General features: G+C 61.7%; 19 protein-coding genes. 10 read left to right on the top strand and 9 right to left on the bottom strand.

From position 1 onward, the window contains the following. Window positions 1-22: 22 nt before the first annotated feature. The 6 genes from ptsP to AC4PS6_RS28355 all read right to left on the bottom strand — a co-directional run bounded on the left by ptsP (window position 23) and on the right by AC4PS6_RS28355 (window position 6,793). Complete coding sequence (ptsP, locus tag AC4PS6_RS28330) at window positions 23-2,533, bottom strand: phosphoenolpyruvate--protein phosphotransferase (protein ID WP_200600597.1); 2,511 nt, start codon at window positions 2,531-2,533, stop codon at window positions 23-25. A 30-nt stretch (window positions 2,534-2,563) separates the two neighbouring features. Next, window positions 2,564-3,586, bottom strand: coding sequence for an SIS domain-containing protein (locus AC4PS6_RS28335; protein ID WP_014719792.1), 1,023 nt, complete (start codon window positions 3,584-3,586; stop codon window positions 2,564-2,566). Beyond that, window positions 3,567-4,673, bottom strand: coding sequence for an N-acetylglucosamine-6-phosphate deacetylase (gene nagA / locus AC4PS6_RS28340; RefSeq protein ID WP_014719791.1), 1,107 nt, complete (start codon window positions 4,671-4,673; stop codon window positions 3,567-3,569). The genes AC4PS6_RS28335 and nagA overlap by 20 nt, the downstream gene beginning before the upstream one ends. Before the next feature lie 10 nt (window positions 4,674-4,683). After that, window positions 4,684-5,442, bottom strand: coding sequence for a GntR family transcriptional regulator (locus AC4PS6_RS28345; protein ID WP_003193978.1), 759 nt, complete (start codon window positions 5,440-5,442; stop codon window positions 4,684-4,686). A 262-nt stretch (window positions 5,443-5,704) separates the two neighbouring features. Further along, entirely contained in the window at window positions 5,705-6,208 is a 504-nt protein-coding gene (locus tag AC4PS6_RS28350; RefSeq protein WP_014719790.1) for a L,D-transpeptidase family protein, read from the bottom strand. Between the two features lie 36 nt (window positions 6,209-6,244). Further along, a complete protein-coding gene (locus tag AC4PS6_RS28355) occupies window positions 6,245-6,793 on the bottom strand; it encodes an NUDIX hydrolase (protein WP_003193976.1) in 549 nt (182 codons plus the stop codon). 147 nt (window positions 6,794-6,940) lie between these two features. Here AC4PS6_RS28355 and AC4PS6_RS28360 point away from each other — a divergent pair, with 147 nt between their 5' ends. The 5 genes from AC4PS6_RS28360 (at window position 6,941) to purT (ending at window position 10,180) form a co-directional block, all read left to right on the top strand. Continuing rightward, window positions 6,941-7,543 carry a CoA pyrophosphatase gene (locus AC4PS6_RS28360; protein ID WP_014719789.1) on the top strand — a complete coding sequence of 201 codons (603 nt, stop codon included), beginning with the start codon at window positions 6,941-6,943 and terminating at the stop codon, window positions 7,541-7,543. A gap of 35 nt (window positions 7,544-7,578) precedes the next feature. Beyond that, complete coding sequence (locus AC4PS6_RS28365; protein WP_492181068.1) at window positions 7,579-8,100, top strand: gamma carbonic anhydrase family protein; 522 nt, start codon at window positions 7,579-7,581, stop codon at window positions 8,098-8,100. Then, a complete protein-coding gene (locus AC4PS6_RS28370) occupies window positions 8,097-8,312 on the top strand; it encodes a DUF1289 domain-containing protein (RefSeq protein WP_014719787.1) in 216 nt (71 codons plus the stop codon). The genes AC4PS6_RS28365 and AC4PS6_RS28370 overlap by 4 nt, the downstream gene beginning before the upstream one ends. Window positions 8,313-8,460: 148 nt before the next feature. Beyond that, window positions 8,461-8,928, top strand: a complete 468-nt coding sequence (locus AC4PS6_RS28375; protein ID WP_014719786.1) for a preQ0 transporter — start codon at window positions 8,461-8,463, stop codon at window positions 8,926-8,928. Between the two features lie 70 nt (window positions 8,929-8,998). Next, complete coding sequence (purT, locus tag AC4PS6_RS28380; RefSeq protein WP_014719785.1) at window positions 8,999-10,180, top strand: formate-dependent phosphoribosylglycinamide formyltransferase; 1,182 nt, start codon at window positions 8,999-9,001, stop codon at window positions 10,178-10,180. A gap of 121 nt (window positions 10,181-10,301) precedes the next feature. Here the strand turns inward: purT and AC4PS6_RS28385 are convergent, their stop codons facing one another. The 3 genes from AC4PS6_RS28385 to AC4PS6_RS28395 form a co-directional block, all read right to left on the bottom strand. Next, complete coding sequence (locus tag AC4PS6_RS28385) at window positions 10,302-11,612, bottom strand: MFS transporter (protein WP_003193968.1); 1,311 nt, start codon at window positions 11,610-11,612, stop codon at window positions 10,302-10,304. A gap of 365 nt (window positions 11,613-11,977) precedes the next feature. Beyond that, window positions 11,978-13,216, bottom strand: coding sequence for a transporter associated domain-containing protein (locus AC4PS6_RS28390; RefSeq protein WP_003193967.1), 1,239 nt, complete (start codon window positions 13,214-13,216; stop codon window positions 11,978-11,980). A 12-nt stretch (window positions 13,217-13,228) separates the two neighbouring features. Continuing rightward, complete coding sequence (locus tag AC4PS6_RS28395; RefSeq protein ID WP_003193966.1) at window positions 13,229-14,041, bottom strand: cytochrome C assembly family protein; 813 nt, start codon at window positions 14,039-14,041, stop codon at window positions 13,229-13,231. Between the two features lie 232 nt (window positions 14,042-14,273). On the opposite strand from AC4PS6_RS28395, the gene ffh reads away from it, so the two are divergent. From ffh to rplS, 5 genes are all read left to right on the top strand, one after another. Continuing rightward, window positions 14,274-15,650 carry a signal recognition particle protein gene (gene ffh / locus AC4PS6_RS28400; protein ID WP_003193965.1) on the top strand — a complete coding sequence of 459 codons (1,377 nt, stop codon included), beginning with the start codon at window positions 14,274-14,276 and terminating at the stop codon, window positions 15,648-15,650. Between the two features lie 251 nt (window positions 15,651-15,901). Beyond that, window positions 15,902-16,153 carry a 30S ribosomal protein S16 gene (gene rpsP / locus AC4PS6_RS28405; protein ID WP_003175899.1) on the top strand — a complete coding sequence of 84 codons (252 nt, stop codon included), beginning with the start codon at window positions 15,902-15,904 and terminating at the stop codon, window positions 16,151-16,153. A gap of 5 nt (window positions 16,154-16,158) precedes the next feature. Then, entirely contained in the window at window positions 16,159-16,695 is a 537-nt protein-coding gene (gene rimM / locus AC4PS6_RS28410) for a ribosome maturation factor RimM (protein ID WP_003175898.1), read from the top strand. After that, window positions 16,677-17,450 carry a tRNA (guanosine(37)-N1)-methyltransferase TrmD gene (gene trmD, locus AC4PS6_RS28415; RefSeq protein ID WP_153475158.1) on the top strand — a complete coding sequence of 258 codons (774 nt, stop codon included), beginning with the start codon at window positions 16,677-16,679 and terminating at the stop codon, window positions 17,448-17,450. The genes rimM and trmD overlap by 19 nt, the downstream gene beginning before the upstream one ends. A 45-nt stretch (window positions 17,451-17,495) precedes the next feature. Further along, window positions 17,496-17,846 carry a 50S ribosomal protein L19 gene (gene rplS, locus AC4PS6_RS28420; RefSeq protein WP_003175895.1) on the top strand — a complete coding sequence of 117 codons (351 nt, stop codon included), beginning with the start codon at window positions 17,496-17,498 and terminating at the stop codon, window positions 17,844-17,846. Window positions 17,847-17,850: the final 4 nt, after the last annotated feature.

Below are 17,850 nucleotides of genomic sequence, written 5' to 3' on the forward strand. Positions count from 1 at the left end.
TGTCTCCCTATTCTTGTTGTTTTCAGCTCAGCGGCCAGTGGTGTTGACAGGCTTGGCGAACGGCCTTGGCGCTGCTCAGGTCGAGCAGCTCAAGGCTCCGTTGCCGACATTGCGCCGCGTCCAGGTGGCGGACGCGGTCCTTGATTTCGCCGATCTGCGGCGGGCTTACCGACAGCTCGGTGACTCCCAGGCCAACCAGTACTGGCGTGGCCAGCGGGTCCGACGCCAGGGCACCGCACACGCCGACCCAACGGCCGTGTTTCGCCGCACCGGCGCAGGTCTGGGCGATCAGCCGCAGCAGCGCCGGGTGCAGCGCGTCAACACGGGCGGCCAAGCCTGCGTGGTCGCGGTCCATGGCCAGGGTGTACTGGGACAGGTCATTGGTGCCGATGGACAAAAAGTCCGCGTGTTCAGCCAACTGTTCAGCCATCAGCGCGGCGGCGGGCACTTCAATCATCACGCCCAGTTCGGGGCGTTGCGTCAGCTCCAACTCCGCGCACAGTTCATCCAGGCGCTGGCGGATCTGCAGCAGTTCATCCACCTCGCTGACCATCGGCAGCAGGATGCGGCAACGCGCCAGCGGGGTAACTTGCAGCAGGGCGCGCAGTTGCTGGTCGAGCAGTTCCGGGCGTACCTGAGCCATGCGAATACCGCGCAGGCCCAGTACCGGGTTGGCCTCGACGGGCAGCGGCAGGTAGTCGAGCTGCTTGTCGCCGCCCACATCGATGGTGCGGATGATCACCGACTTGTCGCCCATGGCATCCAGCACGGCCTGATAAGCCTGGCGCTGCTCTTGCTCATCCGGCGCGGTGCGACGGTCGACGAAGAGGAATTCGGTGCGCAGCAGGCCGACGCCGTCGGCGCCGTTGTCAAACGCCACTTGGGCTTCGGCGCTGGAGGCGACATTCGCCGCGACTTCAACCGTCACGCCGTCGGTGGTGTTCGCCGATTGCCGGGCTTGGGCCTGTTGCTGCTGGCGTCGCAACTTCTGTGTTTCGCGAATCTGGTGAACTTCGGCGTGGCGCGCTTCGCTGGGGGCCAGTTCCAGGCGGCCGTTGGCGGCATCGAGCACCACCCGTTGGCCTTGGGGTACGTCGAGCACTTCATTGCCCAGGGCGACGAGACATGGCAGGCCTTTGCCCCGGGCCAGAATCGCCACATGGGAGGTCGCACCGCCTTCGGCCATGCAGATGCCCGCAGCCTGTTGCGCGCTCAATTGCAGGAGGTCCGAAGGTGTCAGCTCATGGGCACTGACAATCGCCCCCGCCGGCAATTCGAAATGCCAGGCTTCACCCAGCAACGCCCTTAGCACCCGTTGTTGCAGGTCGCGCAGGTCGTTGGCGCGCTCGGCAAACAGTGGCTTGCCCAATGCCAGCAGCACGGCGCACTGGGCCTGGATCGCATCCCGCCAGGCGTGGGTGGCGGCGCTGCCCTGTTCGATGGTTGCGCTGGCGGCGTCGAGTAACGTCGGGTCTTCCAGCAGAGCGAGGTGCGCGGCGAAGATCTCCTCTTCTTCGACGTTCTTGCGTTGGCGGGCCAGTTCCAGAGTGTTGCGGATTTCGCCACGCACTTGCTCAAGAGCCACATCCAGTCTTTGCAGTTGTTCGTCGACGTTATGGGTGTCGGTATCTTCCGGCAACTCGATGCCCGCCAGGCGGAACAGCGGCCCACATACCAAGCCCGGCGCGGCGCAGACGCCTTGCAGCACATTGGCTTCGGTATTCGCCCGGCGTGGTGTGGCGGCGACCGGCGTGTGGTGTTCCTCGTGGATCGCCACGGACAGCGCGGCGACCAATGCCTGTAACGCCGCCTCGCCATCCTTGCCGCGACAGCTCACCCGTACCTCGTCACCTTCACCAATACCCAGCCCCATCAGGCCGATCAAGCTGTCGCAAGCCGCCGTCTTATCACCGAAGTGCAGCTGTGACTGGCTGCTGAAACCCTGAGCAGTCTTGCGGATCAGTGCAGCAGGGCGTGCATGCAATCCGCCACGGTGTGTGATGCGCACTGTAGCGCTCACTTGCGCGTCCGAGTTATCCACAGCGGTGTTAACCGGTGCGGATGTGCGCACGGCAATCCGCATCAGCGCGTCACCGACCTTCACCGTCTTGCCTGCAATCGGTTGCAGCTCAAAGCGCTCACTGTTGGTCAGGATGATCAAGCTCACCAGGCTCTTGCACTGGCGCGCAATGCGGTCCAGATCAAACTGCACCAACGGCTGACCCTCGCTCACCCGTGCGCCTTCCTTCACCAGCAAGGCAAAGCCTTCGCCATTGAGTTCCACGGTGTCGATGCCCACATGCATCAGTACTTCGGCACCGTTATCAGCGCGGATGGTCAGGGCGTGCCCGGTGCGGGCGACGTGGATGATCACGCCGTCACAGGGCGCCTGCAGGCAGTCGTTCAGCGGGTCGATAGCGATACCGTCGCCCATGGCGCCGCTGGCGAACACTTCGTCGGGGACGCGGTTCAGGGCCAGCACCGGCCCACTCAAGGGGGCGCTAAGGGTCAATGGATTATTGTTGTTGGGCATGGGCACGGTACTCATCAGGAAAACGCCGCTTTAGTGCGTGCGGGTGACTTTGCTCAGGTGGCGCGGCTGGTCCGGGTCCATGCCCCGTGCCTGCGCCAGGCCGGCGGCCATCACGTAGAAGCTCTGGATCGCCAGGATCGGGTCCAGGCTCGGGTGTTCGGCGCGGCTCAGCGTCAAGTCGCGTTCGGCGATATCGTCCGGCGCGGCCAGCAGCACGCGGGCGCCGCGTTGGCGCATGTCGGCGGCCAGGCTCAGCAGGCCGGCCTGCTCGGCGCCGCGTGGGGCGAACACCAGCAGAGGGTAGTTCTCGTCGATCAAGGCCATCGGCCCGTGGCGCACTTCGGCGCTGCTGAACGCTTCGGCCTGGATCGCCGAGGTTTCCTTGAGCTTGAGCGCGGCTTCCTGGGCGATGGCAAACCCGGCGCCACGGCCGATCACCATCAAGCGCTGGCTGCCTTTGAGGGCGTCGACGGCCAGGCGCCAATCCTGTCTGGCGGCGTCACGCAGGCCCTCGGGCAAGGCCTGACAGGCTTGCAGCAAGTCGGCTTCTTGATTCCAGTGGCCGACCAACTGTGCACTGGCGCTCAGGGTGGCGATGAAGCTCTTGGTGGCGGCCACGCTGAGTTCCGGCCCGGCGCACAGCGGCACATGAAATTCACACGCGGCTTCCAGCGGTGAGTCTTCGGCGTTGACCATCGAGATGCTCAAGGCACCCCGCTTGCGTAGCAGGCGCAGGCTGTTGACCAGGTCCGGGCTCTGCCCCGATTGAGAGAAACCAAACGCCACTTGGCCGCTGACTTTCATCGGCGCCTGCAACAGGGTCACCACCGACATCGGCAGCGACGCCACCGGAATGCCCACGTGTTGCATGGCCAGGTAGGCGAAGTAGCTGGCGGCATGGTCGGAGCTGCCGCGGGCGATGGTCATCGCCACCTGTGGTGGCTGGCGACGCAGGCGGCCGGCGATTTCTTCCAGCATCGGGTCCAGGCGTTGCAGTTGGGCCGCGACGGCGTCGCAGGAGGCCAGGGCCTCTTCAAGCATTTTTGAAGTCAATGGTGTCTCCTTCGACCATTACGTCGGTGAGTGTCAGGGAGCGGTCCAGGCGCACGCAGTCGGCAAAGCTGCCCGGTTGCAGGCGGCCGCGTTCTTGCAAGCCCAGGTAGTCCGCAGGAAATTGCGACAGGCGTTGTGAGGCTTCACTGATGGGCAGGCCGATTTTCACCAGGTTGCGCAGCGCCTGGTCCATGGTCAGGGTGCTGCCGGCCAGGGTGCCATCGGCCAGGCGCACGCCGCCCAGGCATTTGGTCACGGTGTGGCTGCCCAGCTTGTACTCGCCGTCGGGCATGCCGGCGGCGGCGGTGGAGTCGGTGACGCAATACAGGCAGGGAATCGAGCGCAACGCCACGCGCATGGCGCCAGGGTGCACATGCAGCAAGTCCGGGATCAGCTCGGCGTACTGGGCGTGGGCCAGCGCGGCGCCGACGATGCCGGGTTCGCGGTGATGCAGCGGGCTCATGGCGTTGTACAAGTGGGTGAAACTGGTGGCGCCAGCGGCCAGGGCGGCAACGCCTTCTTCATAGCTGCCCAGGGTATGGCCGATCTGCATGCGCACGCCGCGTTCGCTGAGGGCGCGGATCAGGCCGTCGTGGCCGGCGATTTCCGGGGCGATGGTGATCACCCGGATCGGCGCCAGGCGCAGGTAGGCTTCCACTTCCTGCATCAACGCGGTGTGGGCGAAGTTGGGTTGGGCGCCGAGTTTGCCCGGATTGATGTAGGGGCCTTCCAGGTGCACGCCGAGTACGCGGGCGCTGCCGGCTGGGCGCTGTTCGCAGAACGTGCCGAGCTCACCAAGCACGCGGGAGATTTCTTCCACCGGCGCCGTCATGGTGGTGGCCAGCAGCGAGGTGGTGCCAAAACGCACGTGGGTACGGGTAATGGTCTCGAAGGCGCCCGCACCTTCCATGATGTCCGCGCCGCCACCGCCATGCACATGCAGGTCGATAAAGCCCGGCAGCAGGTAGGGCAGGTCGTTGTCGGCCGGGTCGCACGGCGTGCCGTCAATGGCGACAACCTTGCCGTGCTCGTGCACCAGGCGACCACGCATCCAGCCGCTGGGCGTGAGGATATTGTCTTCAGTCATGGGCAGTTCTCTAAGTTCGCAATTCGGCGGAGTAATCATGGCGGCGCAGTTCTGCGACAAAGTCGTAGTAATCGTTGCGGCAGTAGGTGTCGGTGATTTCAATCGGCGTGTTATCGGCGGTATAGCCCACGCGGGTCATCAGCAGCATGGCGGTGCCGGGGGCGATGCCGACCAGCGCGGCGAACTCATCCGAGGCATTGATCGCCTGGATATGCTGCAAGGCGCGCACGATGGGCTTGCCGATGCTTTCCAGGTATTCGTACAACGAATTGCCGATGGCCTGGGGATGGGGCAACACCGAGGCCGGCATGGCGGTCATTTCAATCGCCATCACCGTGTCATCGGCTTTGCGCAGTCGCTTGAGGCGCGCCACTTTGTCGGTGGGCGACAGGCCCAGGCGGATCAGTTCTTCATGGGTCGGCGGGGTGATGTCGCGCTCCAACCACTGAGACGTGGGCACAAACCCCTTGAGCCGCAGCATTTCGCTGAACCCCGACAGGCGTGACAAGGGTTGTTCCAGGCGCGGCGTGATGAAGGTGCCGGAGCCTTGGCTGCGACGGATCAGGCCTTGAGCCAGCAACACTTCCAGCGCTTTACGGGCGGTGACCCGCGAGATGCTCAGTTGCTCGCTGAGGGCGCGTTCCGAAGGCAGGGCCTGTTCGGATTTCCACTGGCCGGCATGGATCGCTGCTTCAAGGCTGCGGGCCAGTTGCAGGTACAGCGGCGTGGATTGCTTATCGTCGGGGCGCAGGGCCAGGATGGGGTTCATCTGTCAGGTTTCCGATGCGTTATTGGAGTGTTGTCGCCCGGTAATGGCCGAAAACTAATACCACTTAAATACCATGTCAATGCTACCAAAACGGTGCGAATCCCGGTTTCAGGGCGCTTTAATGGGGCTTGGGGTCAAGTGGTATTAGAGAGGTCTTTGTGGCGCGCACAAGTGCAGGGTCCCGCGCGGTGAACTGGTATTCACCGGCAGGCGCTGCCTGGGGCAGGAATTATTTTCGAATTATTTTACGAACGGCACGCGATTACGGCCGAATCTCGATGAGGGTGCCGTCTTTGACCAGATTCCACACTTCGCGCATATCCACATTGCGCATGCCGATGCAGCCGTCGGTCCAGTCCAGGGTGTGGAACCACTGTTCCGGGTAGTCTTCGGTGTCGGGGGTGCCGTGGATCATGATCATGCTGCCCGGCTTCACGCCTTCGCGGCGGGCGCGGGCGGCGTCGCTGATGTTCGGGTAGGAAATGTGCATGGCCAGGTTGAAGCGGTCGCTGGTCTTGCGCCAGTCGATCCAGTAGAGGCCTTCGGGTGTGCGGCGGTCGCCTTCGATCAGCTTGTGGCCCTTGGGGTTCTTGCCCAGGGAAATGCGATAGGTCTTGAACGGCTTGCCGTCGTTGATCAGCTGCAGCTGGTGGGCGGACTTGAGTACCAGGACTTTCTCGACCGTTTTACCGCCAAGGGTTTGCACCGTGGAGGCCGGGGACAGCGTGGCGAACGACAGGCAGATCAGAGCAAGCAACCAACGCATTGAAACGGTATCCCTTTGGCGACATTGGCCGGCTTGTTATTGGGCGGGCTTGGACAGCGGTGGCACAGATTCGCTACGTACCGGGTACGCCTGTTGGCGACGGTCAGCGAAGAAGCATTCTAAGGTACGCCCGACCGTGCGGAAAGCCAGCTCGGACCAAGGGATGTCGGCTTCGTCGAACAGCCTCACTTCCAGGCTCTCCTGGCCAGCGGCGAAGTCCAGGTCGATCAGTTCGGCGCGGTAGAAGATATGCACCTGGCTGATGTGCGGCACGTTGATCAGGGTATAGATGCTCAGGTTGCGCACCCGGGCGCAGGCTTCTTCCAGGGTTTCACGCATGGCGGCCTGTTCGACGGTCTCGCCATTTTCCATAAAGCCTGCGGGCAGGGTCCAGTAACCCAGGCGTGGCTCAATGGCGCGGCGGCACAGCAGCACTTGGTCGCCCCATACCGGCACGGTACCGGCGACGATATTGGGGTTCTGGTAATGAATGGTCGAGCAGTGGTCGCATACATAGCGCAGGCGTGCGTCGCCTTCGGGAATGCGTTGGGTTACCGGTTTGCCGCACTGGCTGCAGAAATTCATGCTGGGGTTCCTGGACAATGGGCACATCTTGGCTCGGTGCCGGGCGTTCCTGCAAGTTGTCGTTTCGCGACAGCGCTGCGGTTTTGGGGTTGGGCGCTCGCACGCTTTGGTGCATGATGCAAGGTAGCCAACAGACCGAGATGACTCATGCTGGACGAGCTACTTCGCCGGGTAAGCAACCACACCCCCCACACTCTGGAAACCGACGGGCGTTTCCCCGAGGCTGCGGTGCTGGTGCCGATTACCCGCAGTGACGAACCGGAGCTGATCCTGACCCTGCGCGCCAGCGGCCTGTCGACCCACGGTGGCGAAGTGGCCTTTCCCGGCGGGCGCCGCGACCCCGAAGACCCGGACCTGATCTTTACCGCCTTGCGCGAAGCCGAAGAAGAAATCGGCCTGCCGCCGGGGCTGGTTGAAGTCATCGGCCCGTTGAGCCCGCTGATTTCCCTGCACGGCATCCGCGTAACGCCCTATGTGGGCGTGGTCCCCGATTACGTCGAATACCTGGCCAACGACGCCGAGATTGCCGCCGTTTTCAGCGTGCCTTTGGACTTTTTCCGACAGGACCCACGCGAACATACCCATCGCATTGATTACCAGGGCCGCAGTTGGTATGTGCCCAGCTACCGGTTCGGTGAATACAAAATCTGGGGGCTGACGGCAATCATGATTGTCGAGCTGATCAACCTGCTCTATGACGATGCCAAGATCAGCCTGCACCATCCGCCCAAGAGCTTCATCAATCTATAAGCCATCGTTTAAATGGCATGCCGTGAGGAAAAACCATGAAATACCGCCTGGGCGACGCCCGCGTCGAGACCCATCCCAACAGTTGGGTTGCACCGAATGCCACGCTGGTGGGCAAGGTCAAGCTGGAGGAGGGCGCCAACGTCTGGTTCAACGCGGTGTTGCGTGGCGATAACGAGCTGATCCTGATCGGCAAGAACAGCAACGTGCAGGACGGCAGCGTGATGCACACCGACATGGGCTACCCGCTGACCCTTGGCACCGGCGTGACCATTGGCCATAACGCCATGCTGCACGGCTGCACCGTCGACGACTACAGCCTGATCGGTATCAACGCAGTGATCCTCAACGGCGCCAAGATCGGCAAGCACTGCATCATCGGCGCCAACTCGCTGATCGGTGAAGGCAAGGAAATCCCCGACGGCTCGCTGGTCATGGGCTCGCCGGGCAAAGTGGTGCGTGGGCTGACCGAGGCGCAAAAGCGCATGCTTGAAGCCAGCGCCGCGCACTATGTGCATAACTCGCAGCGTTATGCCCGTGACCTGGTCGAGCAGGAATGAGCACGATTGAGCGACCGGTCGCCTCGCCCTGCGTCAGCATTTGCGCACTGAATGATGACGATATCTGCACCGGCTGCCAGCGCAATGTGGATGAAATCACGCGTTGGAGCCGCATGGACAACGCCGAGCGCCGGGTGGTGCTGGGGTTGTGCCATGAGCGGGCGGTGGCGAGTGGGATGGTGTGGATGACCCCTGGAAAATCTGGCGCCTGACAGGCCGCCATCGCAGGCAAGCCAGCTCCCACCCTTGATGTGTGAATACCCTCAAATGTGGGAGCTGGCTTGCCTGCGATGAGGCCCTGCCAGACGACATCCTTGTAATTGTGTACCCTGTGCGGCATTGCCCACAGGTCCATCCTCCATGTTTTTCCTGATCGCCTACATCAGCAGCGTCGTGCTGATCAACTTCGCCTTCTCCACCGCCCCACACCTGGACATCATCTGGTCCGCCTGGGGCGGCCTGGTATTTATCCTGCGCGACATGGTGCAAACCCGCTTCGGCCATGGCGCAATCATCGCCATGCTGGCGGCACTGGTGCTGTCCTATATCACCTCCGACCCGTCCATCGCCCTGGCCAGTGCCACGGCGTTTGCGGTGTCCGAATGCATCGACTGGCTGGTGTTCAGCATCACCAAGCGCCCGCTGCATGACCGCCTGTGGATAAGTTCGGCGCTGAGCATTCCCCTCGATACCTTTATCTTTTTCGGCCTGATCGGCGCACTGACGCCGGCGGTGGCGGGCACGGCGTTGGTGTCCAAGTTCGCCGGTGTCACCGTGGTCTGGCTGATCATGGCCTGGCGCATCCGCCGGCGGGCTGTCGCCAACTGAGGCCAATTTTTACAGTTCATGTAAAATGCCGGCCTTTCTCCCCCATGATCCGCTCCCCTGAGGACCTGAGATGACCCGAATCGGAACTCCATTGTCGCCAACCGCGACCCGCGTTTTGCTGTGTGGCTGCGGTGAGCTGGGCAAGGAAGTGGTAATCGAACTGCAACGCCTGGGCGTTGAAGTGATTGCCGTGGATCGCTACGCCAACGCGCCGGCCATGCAGGTGGCGCACCGTAGCCATGTGATCAACATGCTTGACGGGGCCGCATTGCGTGCGGTGATCGAGGCGGAGAAACCGCACTTTATCGTGCCGGAAATCGAAGCCATCGCCACCGCGACCCTGGTGGAACTGGAGGCCGAAGGCTTTACCGTCATTCCGACCGCCCGCGCCACGTCGTTGACCATGAACCGTGAAGGCATCCGTCGCCTGGCCGCCGAAGAACTGGACCTGCCGACCTCGCCGTACCACTTCGCCGACACCTTCGAAGACTACAGCAAGGCCGTCCAGGACCTGGGTTTTCCGTGCGTGGTCAAGCCGGTGATGAGTTCGTCGGGCAAGGGCCAGAGCCTGTTGCGCAGCACTGATGACGTGCAGAAAGCCTGGGACTACGCCCAAGAGGGCGGGCGTGCCGGCAAGGGCCGGGTGATCATCGAAGGTTTTATCGACTTCGACTACGAAATCACCCTGCTGACCGTGCGCCACATCGGCGGTACCACCTTCTGCGCGCCGGTAGGGCATCGCCAGGAGAAGGGCGACTATCAGGAGTCCTGGCAGCCGCAGGCCATGAGCCCGATTGCCCTGGCAGAGTCAGAGCGCGTAGCCAAAGCCGTGACCGAAGCCTTGGGCGGTCGTGGTCTGTTTGGTGTGGAGTTGTTCATCAAAGGCGATCAGGTGTGGTTCAGCGAAGTGTCGCCGCGCCCCCATGACACTGGCCTGGTGACCCTGATTTCTCAGGACCTGTCGCAGTTTGCCTTGCACGCGCGCGCCATCCTCGGCCTGCCGATCCCGTTGATCCGTCAGTTCGGGCCTTCGGCGTCTGCGGTGATCCTGGTGGAAGGGCAGTCCACCCAGACCGCATTCGCCAACCTCGGCGCCGCGCTGAGCGAGCCGGATACAGCGTTGCGTCTGTTTGGCAAACCTGAAGTGAATGGTCAGCGCCGTATGGGCGTGGCACTGGCGCGGGACGAGTCGATTGAAGCGGCTCGTGCCAAGGCGACCCGTGCTTCCAAGGCTGTTGTTGTAGAGCTCTAAGCCTCCACGCTCGTTCCCACGCTTTGCGTGGGAATGCCTCTTGTGACGCTCTGCGTCGCGCTTGGGGACGCAAAGCGTCCCTAACTGCATTCCCACGCAGAGCTTGGGAACGAGCATGGGGTCAGGCGACCTTGTTCAAATCATTATCCCGCGTCTCTTTCAGGCACAGCACTGCAATCAAACTCAGCAACGCTGCTGCCGATACATATCCCCCGACATAACTCAAACCACCCATCGCCACCAGCTTGGTCGCGAAGAACGGCGCCGCCGAGGCCCCCACGATCCCACCCAGGTTATACGCTGCCGATGCACCGGTATAACGCACGCGGGTCGGGAACAATTCCGGCAGCAGGGCGCCCATCGGTGCGAAGGTCACGCCCATCAAAAACAGCTCCAACGCCAGAAACAGCGCCACGGCCCAGGTCGAGCCATGGGTCAGCAGCGGCTCCATGGTAAAGCCCGACAGAATTGCCAGGACCGCGCCGACAATCAGCACCGGCTTGCGCCCGTAGCGATCACTGGCCAAGGCGGCCAATGGCGTTGCCAGCCCCATGAACAGCACCGCAAAGCACAGCAGGCCGAGGAAGGTTTCACGGCTGTAGCCCAAGGTGGAAACGCCGTAGCTCAACGAAAACGCCGTGGTGATGTAGAACAGCGCATAGCACACCACCATCGACGCGGCGCCCAGCAGTACCGGCAGCCAATGCTGGCTGAACAGTTCCACCAGCGGCACTTTCACGGGTTTTTCCTTGGCCACTGCATTGGCGAACACCGGCGTCTCATGCAGTTTGAGGCGCGCATACAGGCCCACCATCACCAGCGCGGCGCTGAGGATGAACGGAATGCGCCAGCCCCAGCTGCGAAATTGCTCGTCATTCAGGCTCATGGCCAAAATCAGGAACAAACCGTTGGCCGCCAGGAAGCCTATCGACGGGCCCAGTTGGGGAAACATGCCGAACCAGGCGCGCTTGCCCTTGGGGGCATTCTCGGTCGCCAGCAAGGCCGCGCCGCCCCATTCTCCACCCAGGCCGAGGCCTTGGCCGAAGCGCAGAACACACAAGAGAATCGGGGCCCAGGCGCCGATGCTGTCGTAGCCCGGCAACAAGCCGATCAAGGTGGTGCACACCCCCATCAGCAGCAGCGAAGCCACAAGGGTTGATTTACGGCCGATGCGGTCGCCGAAGTGACCGAATAACGCCGACCCCAGTGGCCGGGCGATAAAGGCGATGCCGAAGGTCAGAAACGACGCCAGCATCTGTGCGGTGCCAGAGGTCTGTGGGAAAAACACCGGGCCGATCACCAGAGCGGCAGCCGTGGCGTAGATGTAGAAATCGTAGAACTCAATGGCGGTGCCGACGATGCTCGCGGTGGCGACGCGGGCGGTCGAGTTGGCAGGTGCGGCGCTCGCGGCCTCTTGGTAGGTGGTGCTCATAACGTTATCCCTGACGGTTATTGCGCGTTTGGACGCGGATTATTATTGGTCGAACACCCATGGATCAGGGCTATGCGCGGAGCGGCTCGGGATGGGAGCAAACGCCGGTCGGACATGGTAAGGCGGTGCCAGGACACGCTGAGTGCGGGTAGCACGCGGTCGGGCGGGGCTTGGGTAAGCCGCAGGGATTATAGGAAGGGGGCTAAGGATCCAACAAGGGGCTGGTGAGGATCTATGGCCTGGAACTGGATCAATGTGGGAGCTGGCTTGCCTGCGATAGCATCACCTCGGTTCAACTGAAGGACCGAGTCGCCTGCATCGCAGGCAAGCCAGCTCCCACATTGACCGGGTTGAGCCTGCTGAGGTCAGGCGGCCACTGGCACGTGGCTGGTATGCCAGATCAATACTTTGCTCACCCGGTTGTCCTCGGTCTCGAGAATTTCCAGGCGATAGCGGCCGACTTTCAGGCACACCGCGCAATCGGGGATGGTTTCCAGCGCTTCGGTCACCAGGCCGTTGAGGGTCTTGGGACCGTCGCTGGGCAGGTGCCAGCCCAGGCTTTTGTTCAGTTCGCGGATCGAAGCGGCGCCGTCGATGATGTAGCGGCCATCGGGCTGGGCTTCGATATGCGGGTTATCCACCGCCTGATCGCTTTCGAATTCGCCGACGATCTCTTCCAGAATATCTTCCAGGGTGACGATGCCCAGCACTTCACCGTACTCGTCCACCACCATGCCCAGGCGCCGCTGTTGTTTGTGGAAGTTCAGCAGTTGCAGCTGCAACGGCGTGCTTTCCGGCACGAAGTAAGGCTCGTGGCAGGCGGCGAGCAGGGCCTCTTTGGTCAGGCTGGCGTCAGGCAGCAGGTGTTGGACCTGCCGGGTGTTGAGCACGGCCTGCACCTGGTTGATGTCGCTGTGGAACACCGGCAGGCGTGTGCGCGGCGAGGTGCGCAACTGTTCGATGATGTTTTCTATTGGCTCATCGAGGTTGATGCCGTCCACTTCACTGCGCGGCACCAGGATGTCGTTGACCGTGATGTTGTCCAGGGCATGGATACCGGGCAGGCCGGGAGTGCGGTCGGCGTCGGTATCGGGCTCTGGGTTGTCATCATGGTCGGGCAGGGGCTCGTCGCTGTTTTTCGCCACGCCGGATTTGCGTGCAAACGGGCGCAATAACAGCAGGCTGATGCCATTGAGCAGCCAGGCCAGGGGGTAGAGGATTTTCAGCGGCACGCCCAGCAATGTATTGCCAAAGCCCAGCACTGCCTGAGGGTGACGGGTGGCCAGGGCGCGGGGCAGGTAGTCGGCCAGCACCAGCAGCGCTGCGCAGGAAATCAGCCAGCCTAGCCAGGGCCCGTTTTCTGCCCAGGCATAGATTGCCAGCAGGGTGCAAAGAATCACCACGGCGGCGCGACACAGGCTGTTGCACAGGATCAGGCTATGGCGCGGGAAGCTCAGGCGGGCGGCCGCCTTGTCGCCCTGGCGGGTGCCAGGGCGCAGGGCCAGCAGGTGTTGTTGAGCAGCTTCTATGGCAGTAAACAGCGCCGCCCACAAGATCAGCAGGGCAATTACGGCGAGCATCGGCCCTAAGGGCAAGTTGTCCATGATCACTGCCCGTCAGATATGCAGGATGTATTCGCGAACCAGCTTGCTGCCGAAATAGGCCAGCATCAACAGGCAGAAACCGGCCAGGGTCCAGCGGATGGCCTTGTGCCCGCGCCAGCCGAGGCGGTTGCGCCCCCACAGCAGCACGCTGAACACGACCCACGCCAGGCACGCCAGCAAGGTTTTATGGACCAGGTGCTGGGCAAACAGGTTCTCGACGAACAGCCAGCCGGAGATCAGCGACAGTGACAGCAGGGTCCAGCCGGCCCACAGGAACCCGAACAGCAGGCTTTCCATGGTTTGCAGGGGCGGGAAGTTCTTGATCAGCCCCGACGGGTGCTTGTGCTTGAGCTGGTGATCCTGCAGCAGCAGGAGCAGGGCCTGGAACACCGCGATGGTGAACATGCCGTAGGCGAGGATGGACAGCAGGATGTGAGCGAGGATGCCCGGCTCCTCGTCGATCACCTGTACGGTGCCGGTGGGGGTGAACTGCGCCAGCAGCACCGTGAGCATTCCCAGGGGGAATAGCAGCACCAGCAGGTTCTCCACCGGAATCCGGTAGCAGGCCAGCAGCGTCAGCGCGATGACGGCCGCGGCGATCAGGCTGGCGGCGCTGAAAAAGTCCAGGCCCAGGCCGACCGGGGTCATCAGGTGGGTGAACAGGCTGGCGGCATGGGCTAGCAGGGCCAGCACGCCAAGGCCGACGAGCAGACGTTTGTCCGCTTTGGCGCCTTGGGCCAGACGAGTGCCCTGATAGAGGGTCGCAGCGGCATACAAAATGGCGGCGGCGAGGCTGGGTAGCAAACTGGGTGACAAGGGGAGCATAAATCCTGGTAGGCAAGCCCGAAAGGCGTTGAGTTTGGCACACACCTGCGTTGCACGAAAGACTCCCGGGCCAGACAGCGGGTGTGCATGGGCGCAGTCTTCGCTATAATCCGCGACCTGCCCACGCCGCAGGCTCGGCGAACGCTGTTTTTAATAGCGATTACCCCCAGCCTGGGCCGCCATTACCTCGGTCTACCTGCATTTCGATGAATAGGGCCTGAAAGGATCGCGCATGTTTGAAAACTTGACTGACCGTCTCTCGCAGACGCTGCGCCACGTTACCGGCAAGGCCAAGCTGACCGAGGACAATATTAAAGACACCCTGCGTGAAGTGCGCATGGCGTTGCTGGAAGCCGACGTGGCTTTGCCGGTGGTGAAGGACTTCGTCAACTCGGTCAAGGAGCGTGCGGTCGGCACCGAAGTGTCCCGCAGCCTGACCCCGGGCCAGGCCTTTGTGAAGATCGTCCAGGCCGAGCTCGAAAGCCTGATGGGCGCGGCCAACGAAGACCTGAACCTCAGCGCCGTGCCGCCAGCCGTCGTGCTGATGGCTGGTCTGCAAGGTGCGGGTAAAACCACCACCGCCGGCAAACTGGCGCGCTTCCTTAAAGAGCGCAAGAAGAAATCCGTGATGGTGGTGTCGGCCGACGTGTACCGTCCGGCGGCCATCAAGCAGTTGGAAATGCTCGCGGGCGAAGTGGGCGTGACCTTCTTCCCGTCCGACCTCAGCCAGAAGCCGGTCGACATCGCCAACGCGGCTATTAAAGAAGCCAAGCTCAAGTTCATCGACGTGGTCATCGTCGATACCGCCGGTCGCCTGCACATCGACGAAGAGATGATGGGCGAGATCAAGGCGCTGCATGCCGCGATCAACCCGGTCGAGACCCTGTTCGTGGTCGACGCCATGACCGGCCAGGATGCGGCCAATACCGCCAAGGCCTTTGGTGATGCACTCCCGCTGACCGGCGTGATCCTCACCAAGGTCGACGGCGACGCCCGTGGCGGTGCCGCGCTGTCGGTACGTGCCATTACTGGCAAGCCGATCAAGTTCATCGGTATGGGCGAGAAGAGCGAAGCGCTCGAGCCGTTCCACCCTGAGCGTATCGCCTCGCGCATCCTCGGCATGGGTGATGTGCTCAGCCTGATCGAGCAGGCCGAAGCCACGCTCGACAAGGACAAGGCCGACAAACTGGCCAAGAAGCTGAAGAAGGGCAAGGGCTTCGATCTCGAAGACTTCCGCGACCAGCTGCAACAGATGAAGAACATGGGCGGCCTCGGCGGCCTGATGGACAAGCTGCCCAACATCGGCGGTGTGAACCTGGCGCAAATGGGCAACGCCCAGGGCGCGGCAGAGAAACAGTTCAAGCAGATGGAAGCCATCATCAACTCCATGACCCCGGCCGAACGCCGCGACCCTGAGCTGATCAGCGGTTCGCGCAAGCGCCGGATCGCCATGGGTTCCGGCACCCAGGTGCAGGACATCGGTCGCTTGATCAAGCAGCACAAGCAGATGCAGAAGATGATGAAGAAATTCTCCGCCAAGGGCGGTATGGCCAAGATGATGCGCGGCATGGGCGGTATGTTGCCCGGCGGCGGCATGCCTAAAATGTAAAGTATTCGAGCGCAAGCCTTGCTTGCGCTCCGCCCCACAGGGATGTGGGATCTCCAGCAAACCCGCCGTTGGCGGGCGCTGACTCGCCGTTTTAACCGACGGCTCTATAGCAGATCTGAATGGCACGCTGATAGGCGCCAGAAAAAGACATTTGCAAAAGTCCGGATATTCCTTAGAATATGCGGCCTTTCGGGCACCTATGCCCGCTGTGCATTTAGATTTGCAGCACCGACTACAGGAACGATGTTCACATGCTAACAATCCGTCTTGCCCTTGGCGGCTCCAAAAAGCGCCCGTTTTACCACTTGACCGTAACCGACAGCCGCAACCCGCGTGACGGTTCGCACAAGGAACAGGTTGGTTTCTTCAACCCTGTTGCTCGTGGTCAAGAAGTTCGTCTGTCCGTGAACCAAGAGCGCGTAGCCTACTGGCTGAGCGTTGGCGCACAGCCATCCGAGCGCGTTGCAAAACTGTTGAAGGACTCGGCTAAGGCCGCAGCCTGAGCAATATGAACGCGACGCCAGCTGTTGCTGATGATTTGATCGTTATCGGCAAGATTTACTCTGTTCATGGCGTTCGCGGCGAAGTGAAGGTGTATTCCTTTACTGATCCGACTGAAAACCTGTTGCAGTACAAAACCTGGACGCTCAAGCGCGAAGGGAGTGTGAAGCAGGTTGAGCTGGTCAGTGGACGCGGGAGCGACAAGTTCCTGGTCGCAAAGCTCAAGGGTCTTGATGATCGTGAAGAAGCTCGTCTTCTGGCCGGTTATGAGATCTGCGTGCCGCGCAACCTGTTCCCTGAATTGACCGACGGCGAGTACTACTGGTACCAGCTCGAAGGTCTGAAGGTTATTGATCAACTCGGGCAATTGCTGGGGAAAATCGATCATCTTCTGGAAACCGGCGCCAATGATGTAATGGTGGTCAAGCCTTGCGCTGGCAGCCTGGATGACCGTGAACGCCTGTTGCCCTATACCGAGCAATGCGTGTTGGCCGTCGACCTGGCAGCGGGCGAGATGAAGGTGGAATGGGACGCGGACTTCTAAGCGTGGCTAATTTGCGCATTGAAGTGATCAGTTTGTTTCCCGAGATGTTTTCCGCCATCAGCGAGTACGGCATCACCAGTCGGGCGGTGAAACAGGGGCTGTTGCAGCTCACCTGTTGGAACCCGCGAGACTACACGACGGATCGACATCACACTGTGGACGATCGCCCATTTGGCGGTGGCCCGGGCATGGTGATGAAGATCAAGCCCCTGGAAGATGCGTTGGTTCAGGCCAAGGCAGCCGCCGGGGAGAAGGCGAAGGTAATTTACCTGTCCCCTCAAGGCCGTCAGCTGAAACAGGCGGCGGTACGCGAACTGGCGAATGAGGAAAGTTTGATCCTGATTGCCGGTCGCTATGAAGGCATTGACGAGCGTTTTATTGAAGCTCATGTCGATGAAGAGTGGTCGATTGGGGACTATGTCCTGTCTGGCGGCGAGCTGCCGGCGATGGTCCTGATAGATGCGGTTACACGACTGCTGCCCGGAGCTTTAGGGCATGCGGACTCCGCGGAGGAAGATTCCTTCACGGATGGTTTGCTGGATTGCCCGCACTACACCCGTCCGGAGGTGTATGTGGATCAGCGTGTTCCCGACGTATTGCTAAGTGGCAATCACGCACACATCCGGCGTTGGCGTTTACAGCAGTCCCTTGGTCGGACCTATGAACGACGCGCCGATCTTCTGGAAAGCCGCTCGCTTTCTGGAGAAGAGAAGAAGCTGCTCGAGGAATACATCCTCGCGCGGGACGATAGTTAACAACGTATCGATGGTAGGTCCATTGACTTACCTTAGGAGCACAGCATGACTAACAAAATCATCCTTGCACTCGAAGCAGAGCAGATGACCAAAGAGATCCCTACCTTTGCCCCGGGCGACACCATTGTCGTTCAGGTGAAAGTGAAGGAAGGCGACCGTTCGCGTCTGCAAGCGTTCGAAGGCGTGGTAATCGCCAAGCGTAACCGTGGTGTGAACAGTGCTTTCACTGTTCGTAAAATCTCCAACGGTGTTGGCGTAGAGCGTACTTTCCAGACCTACAGCCCGCAAATCGACAGCATGGCCGTCAAGCGTCGCGGTGACGTACGTAAAGCCAAGCTGTACTACCTGCGTGACCTGTCCGGTAAAGCAGCTCGCATCAAGGAAAAACTGGCTTAAGTCC

The sequence above is a fragment of the Pseudomonas sp. DW-iso17 genome, assembly GCF_058725345.1.